At 32.0% G+C, this 16,200-nt stretch carries 17 protein-coding genes; 7 read left to right on the forward strand and 10 right to left on the reverse strand.

The window, feature by feature from the left end; translation table 11 throughout:
• Positions 1–141: 141 nt before the first annotated feature.
• The 3 genes from HOG88_RS09570 to HOG88_RS09580 are packed head-to-tail and all read left to right on the forward strand — an operon-like array spanning position 142 to position 3,102.
• Positions 142–1,206 (forward strand): NAD-dependent epimerase, encoded by a 1,065-nt coding sequence (locus tag HOG88_RS09570; protein WP_295005586.1) that lies wholly within the window; start codon positions 142–144, stop codon positions 1,204–1,206.
• Positions 1,203–2,381, forward strand: coding sequence for a glycosyltransferase (locus tag HOG88_RS09575; protein WP_295005588.1), 1,179 nt, complete (start codon positions 1,203–1,205; stop codon positions 2,379–2,381). Before HOG88_RS09570 ends, HOG88_RS09575 begins: the two co-directional genes overlap by 4 nt.
• Positions 2,356–3,102, forward strand: a complete 747-nt coding sequence (locus HOG88_RS09580; protein WP_295005589.1) for a lipopolysaccharide kinase InaA family protein — start codon at positions 2,356–2,358, stop codon at positions 3,100–3,102. The genes HOG88_RS09575 and HOG88_RS09580 overlap by 26 nt, the downstream gene beginning before the upstream one ends.
• Before the next feature lie 8 nt (positions 3,103–3,110).
• Here the strand turns inward: HOG88_RS09580 and HOG88_RS09585 are convergent, their stop codons facing one another.
• Positions 3,111–4,289: a nucleotide sugar dehydrogenase gene (locus HOG88_RS09585; RefSeq protein WP_295005591.1), complete on the reverse strand. Its 1,179-nt coding sequence runs from the start codon at positions 4,287–4,289 to the stop codon at positions 3,111–3,113.
• A 78-nt stretch (positions 4,290–4,367) separates the two neighbouring features.
• Positions 4,368–5,333, reverse strand: a complete 966-nt coding sequence (locus tag HOG88_RS09590; protein WP_295005593.1) for a glycosyltransferase family 9 protein — start codon at positions 5,331–5,333, stop codon at positions 4,368–4,370.
• A gap of 43 nt (positions 5,334–5,376) precedes the next feature.
• On the opposite strand from HOG88_RS09590, the gene HOG88_RS09595 reads away from it, so the two are divergent.
• Genes HOG88_RS09595 through waaF form a run of 3 tightly spaced genes read left to right on the forward strand, consistent with a single transcriptional unit; the run spans position 5,377 to position 8,296 of the window.
• Positions 5,377–6,654, forward strand: coding sequence for a glycosyl hydrolase (locus HOG88_RS09595; RefSeq protein WP_295005595.1), 1,278 nt, complete (start codon positions 5,377–5,379; stop codon positions 6,652–6,654).
• Entirely contained in the window at positions 6,654–7,328 is a 675-nt protein-coding gene (locus tag HOG88_RS09600) for a phosphatase PAP2 family protein (RefSeq protein WP_295005597.1), read from the forward strand. Before HOG88_RS09595 ends, HOG88_RS09600 begins: the two co-directional genes overlap by 1 nt.
• Entirely contained in the window at positions 7,325–8,296 is a 972-nt protein-coding gene (gene waaF / locus HOG88_RS09605) for a lipopolysaccharide heptosyltransferase II (RefSeq protein WP_295005599.1), read from the forward strand. The genes HOG88_RS09600 and waaF overlap by 4 nt, the downstream gene beginning before the upstream one ends.
• Here the strand turns inward: waaF and HOG88_RS09610 are convergent.
• The 3 genes from HOG88_RS09610 to rfaD are packed head-to-tail and all read right to left on the reverse strand — an operon-like array spanning position 8,280 to position 11,299.
• Positions 8,280–8,867, reverse strand: coding sequence for a YfaZ family outer membrane protein (locus tag HOG88_RS09610; RefSeq protein ID WP_295005601.1), 588 nt, complete (start codon positions 8,865–8,867; stop codon positions 8,280–8,282). The two genes, waaF and HOG88_RS09610, sit on opposite strands and share 17 nt — an antisense overlap.
• On the reverse strand, positions 8,861–10,291 hold the full coding sequence (gene rfaE1 / locus HOG88_RS09615; protein ID WP_295005603.1) for a D-glycero-beta-D-manno-heptose-7-phosphate kinase: 1,431 nt from the start codon (positions 10,289–10,291) through the stop codon (positions 8,861–8,863). Before rfaE1 ends, HOG88_RS09610 begins: the two co-directional genes overlap by 7 nt.
• Positions 10,292–11,299 (reverse strand): ADP-glyceromanno-heptose 6-epimerase, encoded by a 1,008-nt coding sequence (rfaD, locus tag HOG88_RS09620; RefSeq protein ID WP_295005605.1) that lies wholly within the window; start codon positions 11,297–11,299, stop codon positions 10,292–10,294.
• A gap of 113 nt (positions 11,300–11,412) precedes the next feature.
• Here rfaD and HOG88_RS09625 point away from each other — a divergent pair, with 113 nt between their 5' ends.
• On the forward strand, positions 11,413–11,700 hold the full coding sequence (locus HOG88_RS09625) for a cytochrome C (protein ID WP_295005607.1): 288 nt from the start codon (positions 11,413–11,415) through the stop codon (positions 11,698–11,700).
• A 91-nt stretch (positions 11,701–11,791) separates the two neighbouring features.
• On the opposite strand, the gene ccoS is transcribed toward HOG88_RS09625, so the two are convergent.
• The 5 genes from ccoS to HOG88_RS09650 are packed head-to-tail and all read right to left on the reverse strand — an operon-like array spanning position 11,792 to position 15,986.
• Positions 11,792–12,007: a cbb3-type cytochrome oxidase assembly protein CcoS gene (ccoS, locus tag HOG88_RS09630; RefSeq protein ID WP_295005609.1), complete on the reverse strand. Its 216-nt coding sequence runs from the start codon at positions 12,005–12,007 to the stop codon at positions 11,792–11,794.
• Positions 12,008–12,009: 2 nt separating this feature from the next.
• Positions 12,010–14,400, reverse strand: a complete 2,391-nt coding sequence (locus HOG88_RS09635) for a heavy metal translocating P-type ATPase (RefSeq protein ID WP_295005611.1) — start codon at positions 14,398–14,400, stop codon at positions 12,010–12,012.
• On the reverse strand, positions 14,393–14,875 hold the full coding sequence (locus tag HOG88_RS09640) for an asparaginase domain-containing protein (RefSeq protein WP_295005613.1): 483 nt from the start codon (positions 14,873–14,875) through the stop codon (positions 14,393–14,395). Before HOG88_RS09640 ends, HOG88_RS09635 begins: the two co-directional genes overlap by 8 nt.
• 4 nt (positions 14,876–14,879) lie before the next feature.
• Entirely contained in the window at positions 14,880–15,392 is a 513-nt protein-coding gene (gene gmhB / locus HOG88_RS09645) for a D-glycero-beta-D-manno-heptose 1,7-bisphosphate 7-phosphatase (RefSeq protein ID WP_295005615.1), read from the reverse strand.
• 3 nt (positions 15,393–15,395) lie between these two features.
• Positions 15,396–15,986 (reverse strand): SIS domain-containing protein, encoded by a 591-nt coding sequence (locus HOG88_RS09650; RefSeq protein WP_295005617.1) that lies wholly within the window; start codon positions 15,984–15,986, stop codon positions 15,396–15,398.
• Between the last annotated feature and the right edge of the window lie 214 nt (positions 15,987–16,200).

The raw sequence follows: 16,200 nt of genomic DNA on the forward strand, positions 1-16,200 counted from the left end.
TCTATATGTTATAAAGATAATAATAACTAACAACTTCATAAAAGTAGATTAATTACAACTCACATTAACACTCTTATTTATTATTAATGATATAATGACAAATAAGATACAAAATTAAGATTAATTACAATTAGGAAAGAGATGAAAATATTAGTAACTGGTTGTGCTGGATTTATTGGTTATTTTTTGACCAAAAGATTACTTCAAAGAGGCGACACTGTTATTGGTATTGATAATTTAAATGATTACTATGATGTAAATCTAAAATATGGTAGATTAAATGAACTAGGTGTTCAAATATCTACACAAGATATTTTTTCTAAACAAGAATCTGTAAAATACTCGAATTTTTCATTTAACAAAATCGATATCTTTGATACAGAAGCTATAGATAATATCTTTAAAGAGGAACAATTTGATGCAGTATGTAACCTCGCGGCACAAGCTGGTGTAAGATACTCCATAGAAAACCCTCATGTTTATATAGAAAGTAATATTTTGGGGTTTTTAAATATACTTGAAGGTTGTAGAAACCATAATGTTAAAAATTTGTGTTTCGCCTCGAGTTCATCTGTTTATGGTTTAAATAAATCTCAGCCTTTTAAATCAAGCGATACTACGGATCATCCTGTAAGCCTATATGCCGCTACAAAAAAGTCCAATGAGATGATGGCACATAGTTATGCTCACCTCTATGGAATACAAACTACCGGTGTTAGATTTTTTACAGTATATGGACCATGGGGAAGACCAGATATGGCACCTGTACTTTTTACTGATGCAATACTTAATAATAGACCAATTCAGGTATTTAACAATGGAGAGATGAGTCGAGACTTTACCTATGTAGAAGATATAGTCGATGGCTTAATTAAGATAATTAATAATCCGTCTTCTATAAACCCTAATTGGGATGCCAATAATCCAAGACCGGATAGTTCTTCGGCAGCATATAAAATATACAATATTGGCAATAATAAAAGTGTGAAACTCCTTGACTTCATTAAAACAATTGAATTGCACCTTGGAAAACAAGCGCAAAAAGAGATGCTTCCTATGCAGGATGGAGATGTAAAGTCAACATTTGCTGATGTTAGTGGATTAGTCAATGATTTTAATTATAAACCATCAACTGATATTAATGAGGGAGTCGAAAAGTTTATAAAGTGGTATAAAGAATTTTATAACTTTAAAGAAGAAAAATGAGAATCGTTACTGTAGTAAAAAGCCTTCAAATAGGAGGAATGGAAAGAGCTGCTATTAACCTAGCAGACACATTTGCAAATGAAGGCCATGAGAGTCATTTAATATATTTTAAATCAAAAAAAAGACTGCTATCTCCTAATGAAAAAGTGAAAGTGCATCTCTTCAATCTTGAACAAATACTAAAATTTACTATTCTTGGTGCAATATTAAATTTATTTTCAAAGTTAATTAATGGTATCGCTAGACATAGTTATTTTTATTTTCAAGGTCTATTACTTACACCTATATTCAAGTATAAACTTAATAAATTAGAAAAAAGGAATGGAGAATTCGATTTAATAATCATAAGAGGTCAAGGTACTTTTGAAATGATTTGGCCTTACAACAGTAACAAACTAATCATTCAGCAAGTTAATGTACTACGAAAATACGAAACACCTCTTAACAACTTTTTCAGAAAGACTATATTTTCTAATAAAAATATAGTCTGTAATGCTCCTGCCGTTTTTAGAGAATTACAAAAAGACTTTGATGAGAGTAATGTTCATCCAAAAACTCTAAAAGTAATTCCAAGTCCTATAAATAAAGAGTTAATTCAAAAAAAATCTCTCGAATATATCCCAGATATTAATGAAAAGTACATTATTAATGTCGGAAGACTTGAATCTGTAAAAAATGTATCTTTATTAATAGAATCATTTGCATATGCAGTTGAAAATTTTGATTTTGATTACAGCCTTGTTATTGTTGGTAGTGGTAATCTACTTGAAAACTTGCAAAGCTTATCCAAGCAATTAAATATTGAAGATATAGTACACTTTACGGGTATATTACCAAACCCATACCCGTGGATTAAACATGCAGAACTTTTTGCTTTTACATCAAAAAATGAAGGATTGCCTAATGTTTTACTAGAATCTTTATCCTGTAACACAAATATTATCTCAACAAAAGGTCGTGGTGGGACACTTGATATCATGAGTGGAGATTTAAAAAACAATCTAACCTCCTTTGATGTTAAAGAATTTGCAAGTAAAATGGTTGAAGTTTTAAAATCAGAGAGTACTACTGACTTCGATAAACATTTACTTGAATACACCCCATCTTCAGTAGTTGAAAAATATTTAGAATATATTAAAAAGGTTAAATTTGTCATACAAACTACAAATAAATAAAAAATATAAAAACTTTGAACATGAATTAATAAATATACAAAAAATATTTACTACAGCTGATGAAACTATTCACAAAGCCAGAAATGAACTAAAAATAATAGAAATAAATGGTCTCAAATGTGTTGTTAAGTCATTTAAAATTCCTCATCTTATTAATAGAGTTGCTTACACTTATTTTCGTGATGGTAAAGCAAAAAAATCTTTTAATAATGCCCAAAAACTAAGCGAGCTCAATGTCAACACTCCAGAGCCAATCGGTATTATTGAATTTTTTAATTTTGGTCTACTTAACAAGAGTTATTTTATATCACTCTATGAACCATATAACTTTACAATAAGAGAAGTCTTTCATCATAAAGTCGAAGATACACAAGAGATATTAAAACAATTTACAAGATTCACATATGAACTTCATAAAAAAGGTGTTTGGCATGTTGACTATTCCCTTGGCAATATCCTTATCACTAATACTAATGATACTTTTAAGTTCTCATTAGTAGATATAAACCGAATGCAATTTAAAGAGATATCAGCAAGTGAAGGATTAAAAAATTTTAATAAGTTTTGGGTAAAAGAGAAAAATGATTTAGTAATTATTGCAAAAGAGTATGCTTCTCTATCTAGTTTCGATGAATCTACTGCTATCCAAATAATTCAAAGTGAGGCTCAGAAATTAGAAAAAAAGGTAAATCTGAAACGAAGAATAAAAGCTAATATATAACCTTAATTTTAACTATCGCTATTAAATATATCACGAGTATATACTTTATCTTTTACATCGTTTAGTATATCTTCAAGTCTGTTTGCTACTATAACGTCACTCATCTTTTTGAACTCTTCTAAGTCTTTTATGACTTTAGAGTGAAAGAACTCATCTTCTTGCATTACAGGTTCATATATGACAACTTCTATACCCTTTGCTTTTATGCGTTTCATGATGCCTTGGATGGCACTTGCTCTGAAGTTGTCACTTCCTGACTTCATAACTAGTCTGTAAATTCCAACTACTTTTGGACTTCTCGCGATGATACTATCTGCTATAAAGTCTTTTCTAGTACTATTTGAGTCTACTATTGCACCTATAATGTTACTTGGTACATCTTTGTAGTTAGCTCTGAGTTGTTTCGTGTCTTTAGGCAGGCAGTATCCACCATAACCAAAACTCGGGTTGTTGTAGTGGTTACCTATACGAGGATCTAGTCCTACACCGTTAATGATATCTTTTGAATTAAGTCCATGAGACTCTGCATAAGAATCTAACTCATTAAAGTAAGATACTCTCATCGCTAGATAAGTGTTAGAGAAAAGTTTTACAGCTTCTGCTTCTGTAGAATCTGTCAGAAGTATGTCTATGTTCTCTTTTATAGCACCCTGTGCTAAAAGGTTTGCAAATGTCTCAGCTCTTTCACTCTTTTCACCAACTATAATTCTACTTGGGTAAAGGTTATCATGAAGTGCTTGACCTTCTCTTAGAAACTCAGGAGAGAATATAATGTTAGTAGTGTTGAACTTTTCGTTTATACTTTTAGTATAACCAACTGGTACTGTAGACTTTATCACCATAGTAGCATTTGGATTTATTTCTAGTACATCTTTTATGACTATTTCTACAAGAGAAGTGTTAAAGTAGTTTGTTTCAGGATCATAATCAGTAGGAGTTGATATTATTACAAAGTCTGCATTTTCATAAGCTTCTTTTTTTTCTAGTGTAGCTTTGAAGTTTAGTTTTTTAGTAGCTAAGTAGTTGCTTATCTCTTTATCTTCGATAGGAGATATTTTATTGTTTAGCATCTCCACTTTTTCAGGAATAATGTCAAGGGCTACTACTTCGTTACCTTGTGCTAAAAGTATTCCGTTTGATATACCAACATAACCTGTTCCTGCTACTGCTATTTTATACTTTTTCATTAAAATAAAATCCTTACATAACTTTCAAATGATTGTACTTTAGCTTTGCTTTATACAATATATAATAAGCGAAAATCATTAGTTTGTTATTAATTTAAGCTTTACCTCTTCAAAAATATCATCGCGTTTGATATCATCACTTGGTAACATAAAATGAGTTTGTAAGTTCTCATCACCAATACCTTTCCAACGAGAGGCACTAGCAAATCTAGAATCTCCGAAAAAAGTCAAAGTGGGAGTACCTACCAAAGAGGCTAAATGGTATGTTCCAGTTGACGTACTCACAAAAAGTTTAAACTTACTAATGAGCTTTGCGAAGTAAATGAGTCCATCAAGAGAAAAGTAAAACACTACACCCAAGCCTCTTAATCGTATCTGCATCTCTTCATAGAGTTTTTTCTCATCTGGTCCAAACGTAAGAACTACTTGGTACTTTTTTTCTTTTAAAACGCTTCGTATTAAACTCTCATATTCTGCTGTATTCCAGTTTGCATCAGAAGATCCGCCAAAACCTATGTGAAACGCCATGACATCTTTTTGGAAGTCATTGTTAATACGAAAAACATCATAAACTTTAGCTGTGTCATCAAGTACTAAAAGTGGTTGAGGGTACTCTAGATTTATATCCGGAAAAAGTACTTTTGTAAGTTCTAAGTTATACTCAAACTCTGCCATTTTTACTTCACTACGTTTTTGCTTCACTCGCGAAGTATAAAAAAATTGTGCTATTTTTGTTGCAGGTGCTATTCGAATTGGGATTCTTGCTAAAAATTGTGCAAATGCAACTCTCGTGTTTGAAAAAAGAGTTATAGAAGCATCTATATTATGTTTTTTCATCTCTAGGGAGAGTTCTTCAACTGAACTCTCAGGATTGTCTATTATAACCTCATCTATAAAGTCACATTTTCTTGCTAATGCTTCATTAATTTTTGAAATACAAGCTACAATCTTATTGTTTTTATTATGATGTTTGAGAACATACATAGCTGGAAGTGCTGTTATAAAATCACCTAGTTTATCGTTCCGAACTACAAGTATATTCATATTATAAAATTCCCAAAATTTAATTATTATATTTTACCTTAAAATGGCTATAATTGCACTTATGAAAGTACCTTTTAGATGGGATGATTATTCCGACCAACCAGCACTACTTAAAGATAAAGAGTATAAAAAAAAGATGCGTAAACGCGAGTACTTTTCTCTTTTAAAAACATTTCTCACAGCAGTTATTGTCCTTCCTATTTCTCTTGTAGCTATGCCCTTTGTTAAACGTAAACATATAAAATCAGAAGACTTTTTTTCTATGGGTGTTGACTTTGAGCGAGAGGAAGAACATACACAAGCTCTTTTAGATGAACTAGAAGTAAAAAGTATTTTAGTGCGTTTTAAACTTTGGGAAATGGATTCCCTTGTGAACTTAAAACAATTTCTCATAAAAAATAGCGATAAAAAAGTCATACTTAAAATTTTACAAGACAGAGAAAACATTGAAGATTTAGAACTTCTAAAAACTAACCTAACAACACTATTTAAAGAACTAGAGACTCATGTAGATATTTTTGAGATTGCTTCAACCATTAACCGTTCTAAATGGGGTTTCTTTTCAGTAGACGAATATAACCGTTTTTACCAAGTCGCATTTGATTTAAAAACCACTATGTTTCAAAATATAAAACTCATAGGAAGTGGTGTTATAGATTTTGAGTATCATTACACTGCTCACACACTCTTTAACGCCTTTAAGTACAAGTACAATGGTATTTCTTCATTACTCTATGTAGATAGACGCGGTGCTCCTGAAAACATGCAGTTTATCTTTTCCCTAACAGATAAAATCGCTTGGTTAAGCACAATGGTATGGTTAAGCCCAAAAACTACAAATGAACTCTACATTACAGAAGTGAACTGGCCTATTTCTAACACTGCACCCTATGCTCCGACAAGTGAACATGAATGTGTAAGTGAAGAGTTATATGCTAACTATATGTTACGCTATCATCTTCTAGCCTTTGCTTCACAACAAGTAGAATCTCTCTCTTGGCACCAGCTTATAGCTCCTGGATATGGACTAGTTGACAACCGTAAAAACATAAAAAAAAGAGCTGCGTTTACAACTTACAAGTATATGTATAAAAACCTCAAAGATGCTCAGTTTTTAAGAATGGATATTAAACGCGATTACTACATTCTTCAATGTTTAGTTGATAACAAACTCCTTCAAATTCACTGGTCACTCAAAGAAACAACTCTCAAAAATGAAGACTTTTTTACAGTTTACTCGAGAGATGGTGCACTTATAAAAGATCCAATACTTACAATAGGCTCTTCACCTCTATATATCCATATAAAAGATGCAAAGTAATGTACTTTCTTACTAAAAAATATTTAAATATTCATGGGATCATCTGGCTTTTATTCTTTGCTCTCTCTCTTCTTTTTATATTAGAACCACAACTAGATATCTATGTAACAAATCTCTTTTATGATGGAAGTAGTTTTCCACTAGACAAGACACTCTTTGAAAGAATCTTTTATCACTCAGTCCGTGTTATGACTGCGTTTATGATACTTTACTATCTGCTTTCACTTATCTATTACACTTTTACTAAGAAAACATTTTTTAGCATTAGTAAAAAAGTGCTTCTTTATATATTTTTAGTCTATTCTATTGCGCCAGGTTTAATTGTAAACTCGCTCTTAAAAGAGAATTGGGGAAGAGCTAGACCGGCAGAAATAGTACAGTTTGGAGGAACAAGAGAATTTACACCTGCATTTATTCTTTCCAACCAAAAAGGAAACTCTTTTAGTTCTGGACATGTTGCTTCTGCATTTTCTGTACTTGGCTTTGTGCTTTTAGCAAAACGGAGAAAAAAACTCTATATGTCACTAGCTCTCTCATACGGTGTAGCTGTAAGCTTTGCTAGAATAATCGCAGGTGGTCACTTTTTGAGTGATGCTTTAACCTCATTTTTTCTCGTCTGGATTTTTTCTCATATTTTCTATAAACTTATATTTAAAAAAGAGTCTACCTTATGAAAATACTAGTAATTTTACCAAACTGGCTGGGTGATGCTATTATGGCAACACCAGCAATAGAACTCCTAAGTAAACACTATCCAAATGCAAGCTTTACATTTGTTGGAAGTTATGTAAGTATAGAAGCACTTAAATACCATCCACTTTGCGAAAAAGCCATTGTTGATGAGACAAAAAAAGCACCATCGCGCTTACTGGCTACTTACAAACTAGCCAAAGAACTTGGTGAGTTTTCTTTAGCGATTACTTTTAGAAACCAACTCCATTCATCTCTACTACTGCGTTTAACAAAAACTGTCATCTGTTTAGCTAAAAGCTCATGGCACTCAAGACTTCTACTTTCACACACTCCTCATATAAAAGCAGATAGACATTTAGTAGAACAATATAGTAAACTAGCAATGATAAATAGTGATAACTTTGATGGAGAGTCACCAAAATTAAAACTATACATAGAAGCTAAAAAGTTTGCTAAACCCACTCTTGGCATAAATGCTGGGGCAACTTATGGGAGTGCTAAACGCTGGTATCCTGAAAGTTTTTCAGAGGTGGGTGCTTCTTTTAGCAGTGAGTATAACATTATAATTTTTGGTGGACCTTCTGAAGTAGAGATGGCTCAAGAGATAGAGGATCACCTTATAACAATGGGTGTTAAGAATTACACAAACCTAGCTGGAAAAACCAATATAAAAGAACTTTGTGTAAGTATAGGAGGATGTTCTCTCTTTGTCACAAATGATAGTGGACCAATGCATGTAGCTGCTGCTTACAATGTTCCAACTGTTGCTATTTTTGGACCAACAAAATACACAGAAACATCACAATGGAAGAATAAAAAAAGTTTGATTGTAAGGCATGAAATGGAGTGTAGTCCATGCATGAAACGCGAGTGTCCTTTAGGACATCACGATTGCATGAAAAGTATCACTTCAGCTGAAGTAATTACAAGTATTAAAAGCTTACTTTAAATCCAGCAAACCACGATGTATTGTAGTTAATCATACTTGACTTGTCTGCTTTATACGTAGTGTTTATTTTTCTAAAGCCTATTGTTACGGCTGCATTTTTTATAATTTCTACATCGTAACTTACTCTATACTCAAGAAAATCTTTTCCTTCACTAAAACTCAAAGACTGTGGGGCATAATAGACTGAGCCATTTAAAGTCATTGGAATTAATTCTTTTGCAGGAATCGTATATGCAAATTCTATTCCTAAAGGGAGAGAAGAGAAGTCTTCTGTATAGTTAAACTTAACACCCAATCCAAGCTTCATTCCATTATCTCCAATTTTATTCATAATAAGAAAATTAACTTCTGAGTATGGTTCAATTGTCGCATTTGAATCAGAGTTTACTTGGTCAGCATTTAGAAACTTTGCACCTAGAAACATAGTATTTGGTTCTATCGTATCATTAAATTGACCTAGATCAAACTTAGCACCTATTTCTAAATCTCTTTCGTTTATATTTAACTCACCTAAGTGCATAGCGAATGCTCCAACACTAAGTGTAGTTATGAGTAGTAGTTTGTTTAACATGATTTTCCTTGAATCTTTTCTATCGTTTTTGTTGTACTTTTACCATCAACAAAATCAACAAGTTTTAACTCACCAGCAAATTCTGTTCCGACAACCTCTTTCCCTTCATAATCTCCACCCTTTACCAATGTTTCTGGTTTAATCAATTTTATCAGATCAATCGGAGTATCTTCAGAAAATGGCACAACAAAATCAACAGCTTCTAAAGCAGCTAGTAAGTAAGCTCTATCTTCTGCTATATTTACAGGGCGAGTTGGACCTTTTAAACGCGATACAGATGCATCAGAGTTCAATCCAACTATAAGTATGTCTCCAAAGCTTTTAGCAATTTGAAGGTACTTAACATGTCCAACATGCAGTATATCAAAACAGCCATTTGTAAAGACTACCTTTTTACCATTGTCACGGTAACGTTTAACTAAGGCTTCAATATCTTTAAAGCTTTTAATGTGTGCATCTGAAGTACTTTTGTGTAAAGATGCTTCATACTCTTCTATCTCTTCTATGTTTACAGTAGCACTACCTATCTTTCCAACTACAACACCCGCAGCAAGATTGGCAAATGCAGCACTTTCTTGTATACTTTTTCCTGCAGAAAGAGCAAATGCTATAGAAGCTATAACCGTATCTCCTGCTCCAGTTACATCAAAAACTTCTTTAGCGACAGTTGGGAAAACTTCTACTTCATTATCTAAGGTAGCGATTCCATCTTCAGAAAGAGTTATAAGAGAAATGCCTAAGTCACACTCACTTTTAAGTTTTAACAGTACTTCTTTAAGTGTTTTTTCATCATTAATTTCTATATTTGTCGCAAGAATTGCCTCTTTTTTATTTGGTGTTAAAAGATAAGCCCCGCGGTACTTTGAAAAATCACTCCCCTTTGGATCTACTAGTACCTTTACATCAGCACTTTTGGCCAAAGAGATAATTCCCTGACATAATGCATCGGTTAATACACCTTTCCCATAGTCAGATAAAATCAACATATTATAAGAGTTTATTGTACTACTAAGTGCTTCAAGTATTTTACTAACAGAAGTATCTGTAATATTATTTTTGCTCTCTTTATCATATCGTAGTATCTGCTGACTCACTGCTATAACACGACTCTTTTTAGAAGTCTTTCTTTCATTTTGAGTAATTATATTTTGAGTATCAACACCAATAGTTTGTAACATACAAAGGAGTTCTTTACCATTGTCATCATCACCTATTACACTACTTACACTTACATTGGCACCCAATGCCTTCAGGTTGTTTATAACATTACCTGCTCCACCTAAAACCGTCGTCTCTTTTGCTATATCTACAACTTGTACTGGTGCTTCAGGACTAATACGTTCACAAGAACCCCAAAGGTAATGGTCTATCATCAAGTCACCAACAACTAAAATATTTGGTTGTGCCTCTTTTAAAACATTCATTTATTTCACTTCTGCTTCGTATATGCGTTTTATCTCACTTACATATGCGCTTATTCCATCTTCCATCTCATAAGCAGGTTCATATCCTAGAGCATCTCTTGTAGTTGTTATATCTGCCTCTGTATGAAACTGATATGAACCAATAAAAGGATTGGGAATATATTCACAGGTTAGAGTAGTGCCTAGTTCCTTTTGTAGTATGTCTACAATATCTTGAAAGCTTCTCGCCTTTCCTGTTCCAACATTATAAATACCACTTTGCTTAGGTTCCATCGCTTTAACATTCGCTTGAATTATATCTCCGATATAGATAAAGTCACGAAGGATTTTATCACTATCTTCAAAAAGTTTAGGATTTTTTCCACAAAGTATTTGATGACCAAACTGTAGAACCATAGAAGCAGTTGTATTTTTAAAGTACTCACCTGCTCCATAAACATTGAAGTAACGCAGTCCTACTATACTAATGTCACTTGATTTTATATACTCACGGCTTAAGTGGTCCATAGAAAGTTTAGAAAATCCATATACATTTTGAGGTGCTTCGCGACCTACTCTTTGTGGTGACTCTGCATTACCATATGTTGCTGCTGAAGAAGCATATATCATATTTGCATCATGTGCTACAGCTAGGTCCAGTAAATCTTTATATGCATTAACATTTGTTTTTATCATTAAGTCTTGCTCTTGAGCCGTAGTATCACTAATTGCCGCTTCATGAAAAATATAATCAAATTTATAATTTATTTCTAAATCAAGTAGTAGATCTTTATCGTTAATATCTCCACTAATTATCTCACCTGTAAAGCCTATGAGATTTTTAAAGTGACCAAAACTCTTTAGGTTACCATTTGAGAGTGTCTCTCCACTTCTAAAACAGTCCAATATTACAACTTTTGCATCAGGATGGTTCTCCTGAAAGTAAAATGCTAAATTAGAACCTACAAAACCGGCTCCACCTGTTATTAATATTGTTTTATCTTTTAAATCATTATCTATGTATCTCATATTCACATCCACACTATATTTATTTAAATATAATAATACCTTTTAATTCATTAACAAGTATTTAAGACACAAAACATTATAATGTATCCAAACATTAAAATCAAGGAAATAAAATGAAAAAAATAGTAATCACTACTCTTGTAACTCTAGGCCTAGCATCTACTTTAACTGCTGGTGTAATCGCTGGTAAATGTGTTGGTTGTCATGGTGCAGATTGGTCTAAAAAAGCAATGGGGAAATCTAAAGTTGTTTCAGAAATGACTCATGCTGATATCGCTGCAGCTCTTAAAGGTTACAAAGCTGGTACTTACGGTGGACCAATGAAAGGTCTTATGAAAGGTCAAGTTGCTTCATATTCTGATGCTGACTTAGATGCTTTTGCAGCTACTATAGGTAAATAATTCGAGGCTAAAGCCTGATGTAGAAATTAACTAAATTAATTTCTACACTTTACTTTACTATAGAAATCACCTTTATCGGTGCTTTCTATACTTACTCTGGTCTATAATCTCTTTTAGACTTTCTCTTTTTCTCTTCATTTACTTTAGCATCATTTAAATCTTCTTCATTATCAAACTTAGTTGCATTTAAAAATTTCTCTTCATCATCAAACTGTCCATTATTTACAGCCCACATAAATGCAAATAGTGCAAGTCCTCCTAAAAAAAGAGAACCACCTAGCATCATAGTAATAATCCAATTATCCATTTTTAACTCCTTGTCCATTTATATTTTATGCGTAGTGAATTTCCAACTACTAAAAGTGAGCTAGCACTCATCGATAGAGCGGCAATCAAAGGAATGATAAAACCACCCATTGCTAAAGGTATAGTGATAGCATTATATAAAAATGACAGAGCAAAATTTTGTTTTATAAGATTAAAAGTAGTATGAGATATTTTAAAAGCATCATCTAAAGATATAAGAGTATCATTTAAAAGAACTATATCACTTACTTGAACTGCTATATCACTTCCACTTCCCATTGATATTCCAATATCTGATTTTGCTAGAGCAAGTATATCATTTACTCCATCACCTACCATTACCACAACCTTATCATTTCTATGCAACTCATTTATAAATTCTAGTTTATCTTTCGGAGAGAGAGAATAATTTACATTTTGTATTCCTATCTTTTTAGCTACATTATAAGCACTTTTTTTATGGTCACCTGTAAGCATGATAGTCTCGATATTTTGCTTATTTAGATGTTGAATTAATTCACTTGCACCTTGTCTTATTTTGTCTTGTAATTCATAAGTAGCAACAACTTCTTTATTAATAGCAAAATAGAAAATAGAATTTTCATTTTCATGCTCACATTCAATATTATATTCATTCATTAAGTCTTTGTTACCACCGAGAAGCAGGTTTCCATTATGTTCTGCAAGTATACCCTTCCCTGGAATCTGTTTAAATGTACTCAAAACATTCTCATCTAAAATACCGATGTATTTAGTAATTCCTTTAGAGATAGGGTGATTAGATCCTTTAACTAGCGAAAACAATAAACTCTTGTCAAACTCCCTGTAAATCTTTTCTTGAACTACTTCAGGTTTTCCAATAGTTAAGGTTCCTGTCTTATCTATAACAAGTACATTTGCTTTAGCCATAGTTTCTATATGAGCAGCCTCTTTAAATAGTATCCCTTTTTTAGCACCTAAGTTTATTCCTACTAATGTTGCTACAGGTGTTGCAAGACCTAAAGCACAAGGGCAAGCAATTATAATAACAGAGATTCCAACCATCAAGGATTCTTCAAATCCATAATCTAGTAATAACCAACTTATAAATGTCAGTAAAGATAAGAATAAAATAACAGATGAAAAATGTTGGGATAGTTTATTAGCCAATTGTTCTATCTTTGGTTTTTTGTTTATGGCATTCTCAAGTAAAGAAACAATAGTCGAAAGAGTTGAATCTTTAAAATTCTTTGTAGCAGCATAGTGTATATCAGCATCAATACTAAGAGTTCCACTAATAACTTTTTCACCTTTACTCTTATATATAGGTTCACTTTCCCCAGTTAAACTAGACTCATCAAAGAATCCTTCACCCTTAAGTATCTCACCATCAATAAGTAACTTTTCACCAGAGGAAATAACAATAGTATCTCCAACATGAACTTCTTCAAGCTTAATGAAAGAACTTTTAGAATTCTTAAACACTTTGACTTCACTTGCTAAATGTTCACAAAGCATATCAAGACTATCTGCTGCATTTTTTTTACTGAGAACTTCTAGAAATTTTCCTATTAGTATAAAAGTTATTATCATACTTACAGAGTCAAAGTATGCTTCACCATGTTCTGTAATTGTTATATAAATAGAATAAATGTATGTTAGCAAAGCTCCTGTTGCTACAAGAAAGTCCATATTTAAGACCTTGTTCTTTAGCCCATAGTATGCACCTCTAAAAAATACCCAACCGCTATAAAAAAGTACCGGTGTTGCTAAAATTCCTTCAGTAATATTGAGAGTATTCTTTATATCTTGATCAATACCTGTAAAATATCCAGCATATTGAGCTACTGCAATCCACATAATATTCATCGATGCAAATATTGCAACTGACATTTTTAAATAGTAATTTTTTCTTTCTTTATTTACTTTAATCTCTTGTATAGAAGTATCATAAGGATAAGCGTTATACCCTACAGAACGTATAGTATCTATAATTTTAGATAGCTTTACTCTTTCATCTAACCAAACTACATGTGCTTTGTTGTTTGTAAAGTTAATATTAACTTCGATAACACCGTCTAAGATATGAAGTACTTTCTCATTTAGCCAAATGCAGGCAGAACAGTGCATCCCTTCAACTATTAAAGAAATTTCGCTCAGTCCATCACTTGTTTCTTTAACAAACTTACTATAAAAAGCATCTGAATTATAATTAGAAGAGTCTTCATATTGATCTTTAGGAGGTGACAACTTAGTATTTCCACTTTTATCATAAAATGAATCTAATCCTTCATCAGACAAAAGATGATAAACTCCTTGGCATCCTTTACAACAAAAGTAATTCCCATTTTCTTTTATCATAACAGATGGAGAGAAATCTAAATGACAATGAGAGCAGCTTACAGTGCTAGACAAGTTCAAACTTTCCTAGTTCTCTATTCTTTTTTAGTTTATTCCTTTCTTTTATAAAACCATTCATACAAATGTAAACACCTTTCGTAGGCAAAGAATTTATAAAACCTAAAGAAAGACCAATATTAAGAGTTGCTTCTATATTATCTATTTCAAAGGGTTTCATAGCCCCAGTTAAAACAATAGTTCTATTATCAAAAATCTCATCTAAAAATTCAGCAGTTTTATCCATTGTATCCGTACCGTGAATTATTATAAATTTATCTTCATCCGAATTATGAATGATATTAGCTATAGTTTCTCTATCTTTTTCATTCATATCAAGACTATCTTTATAGCAAACACCCGCAATCTTATACTCATATTTTACACTTTGTAAAATTGTATCGACTACCTTATTATCAAATGGTATTTCAAGTTCACCATTTAGTTTATTATAGCGCTTATTAAATGTACCACCACAGTTTAAAATCAACATATTTTTATTTCCATATCTCACTAAGATTTGAAACTATTTTTGTAGCTTTTGAATTCATAGTTTTCTTTGATTCATCAAAAAGATAAGATTCTCTTAAACCTGCATTTAGTCCAGCTTCAACATCTCTTTCTTTATCACCTATAACAATTGAAGAAGACAAGTCTATATCAAAATCTTTTTGAGCATCTAAAAGCATTCCAGGATTTGGCTTACGACAATCACATACAGAAGATATTGATGGATGGTGTGGGCAATGATATACATAAGAAATTTTAATTCCATTTCTTATAAACTCATCAAGCATCCAAGTAGTAAGTTTTGAAAAATCTTTTTCAGTATAATATTTTCGTGCTATACCCGATTGATTAGTTACAACAATAATAATATAGCCTAAATCAATATAATGTTTACAAAGATCAAAAATACCATTAATGAATTCAAAGTCATCTATTTTATAGAGATAATCTTTTTCAACATTTATCACACCATCTCGGTCTAAAAATAGAGCTTTATTCATCAATTAAGAGCTAACACCATCAGCAAATATCTCTTTCTCAATAATATCACAAAGGATATGACCAATTAAAATATGAGATTCTTGAATACGTGGTGTAGCGTTAGATGGAACAATTAAAGATATATCAGCAAGTTTTGCCATCTCTCCACCATCACAACCAGTCAAAGCAACCGTTGTAATATTTTTTTTCTTTGCAGATTCAAAAGCTTTTATAATATTTACAGAGTTACCAGAAGTTGATATACCTATAAAAATATCTCCCTCTTGTCCCATACCTTCTAGTTGACGAGAAAAAACTTGATCGTAACCATAATCATTACCAATTGCAGTTAGATTTGAGGTATCTGTAGTAAGTGCCAAAGAAGGAATAGAAGGTCTGTCAAAACCATAACGTCCAACAAGTTCAGCTGCTATATGTTGAGCATCTGCAGCACTACCACCATTGCCAGCCAAAATAGTTTTTTTATCTCCACGATAAAGTGCAACACACATTTTCGCAACATTTTCAATATTGTTTAATAATTCTTCATTCTCATAAATAGCTTGTTTTGTTTCAAAAGATTTTTTTATCTGATCTTTAATATATTCTCTCATATAACATCCTAAAATAGTATATAAAATAATATCATATAAATAATAATAATTAGATTTTTGTAGTAGTAAAAGTCAAGTAAATTTTGTAATAATAAAAGTAATTAGGGAGTAAATAAAGAAGTAAAAAACAACCAACTAGGCAGCGACCTACATTTCCAATCCTGAAAGGATAAGTATTATCAGCGATGAGGGGCTTAGCTTCTGGGTTCGGAAT

Origin of the sequence: Sulfurimonas sp. (assembly GCF_018698455.1) — a bacterium.
In the GTDB taxonomy this organism is placed as follows: domain Bacteria; phylum Campylobacterota; class Campylobacteria; order Campylobacterales; family Sulfurimonadaceae; genus Sulfurimonas.

Excerpts from the sequence above, each read along its gene's own strand:
- HOG88_RS09570 (WP_295005586.1), top strand. The coding sequence starts at position 142 with ATGAAAATATTAGTAACTGGTTGTGCTGGATTTATTGGTTATTTTTTG.
- HOG88_RS09575 (WP_295005588.1), top strand. The coding sequence starts at position 1,203 with ATGAGAATCGTTACTGTAGTAAAAAGCCTTCAAATAGGAGGAATGGAA.
- HOG88_RS09585 (WP_295005591.1), bottom strand. The coding sequence starts at position 4,289 with ATGAAAAAGTATAAAATAGCAGTAGCAGGAACAGGTTATGTTGGTATA.
- HOG88_RS09590 (WP_295005593.1), bottom strand. The coding sequence starts at position 5,333 with ATGAATATACTTGTAGTTCGGAACGATAAACTAGGTGATTTTATAACA.
- HOG88_RS09595 (WP_295005595.1), top strand. The coding sequence starts at position 5,377 with ATGGCTATAATTGCACTTATGAAAGTACCTTTTAGATGGGATGATTAT.
- HOG88_RS09600 (WP_295005597.1), top strand. The coding sequence starts at position 6,654 with ATGTACTTTCTTACTAAAAAATATTTAAATATTCATGGGATCATCTGG.
- waaF (WP_295005599.1), top strand. The coding sequence starts at position 7,325 with ATGAAAATACTAGTAATTTTACCAAACTGGCTGGGTGATGCTATTATG.
- HOG88_RS09610 (WP_295005601.1), bottom strand. The coding sequence starts at position 8,867 with ATGTTAAACAAACTACTACTCATAACTACACTTAGTGTTGGAGCATTC.
- rfaE1 (WP_295005603.1), bottom strand. The coding sequence starts at position 10,291 with ATGAATGTTTTAAAAGAGGCACAACCAAATATTTTAGTTGTTGGTGAC.
- rfaD (WP_295005605.1), bottom strand. The coding sequence starts at position 11,299 with ATGAGATACATAGATAATGATTTAAAAGATAAAACAATATTAATAACA.
- HOG88_RS09625 (WP_295005607.1), top strand. The coding sequence starts at position 11,413 with ATGAAAAAAATAGTAATCACTACTCTTGTAACTCTAGGCCTAGCATCT.
- ccoS (WP_295005609.1), bottom strand. The coding sequence starts at position 12,007 with ATGGATAATTGGATTATTACTATGATGCTAGGTGGTTCTCTTTTTTTA.
- HOG88_RS09640 (WP_295005613.1), bottom strand. The coding sequence starts at position 14,875 with ATGTTGATTTTAAACTGTGGTGGTACATTTAATAAGCGCTATAATAAA.
- gmhB (WP_295005615.1), bottom strand. The coding sequence starts at position 15,392 with ATGAATAAAGCTCTATTTTTAGACCGAGATGGTGTGATAAATGTTGAA.
- HOG88_RS09650 (WP_295005617.1), bottom strand. The coding sequence starts at position 15,986 with ATGAGAGAATATATTAAAGATCAGATAAAAAAATCTTTTGAAACAAAA.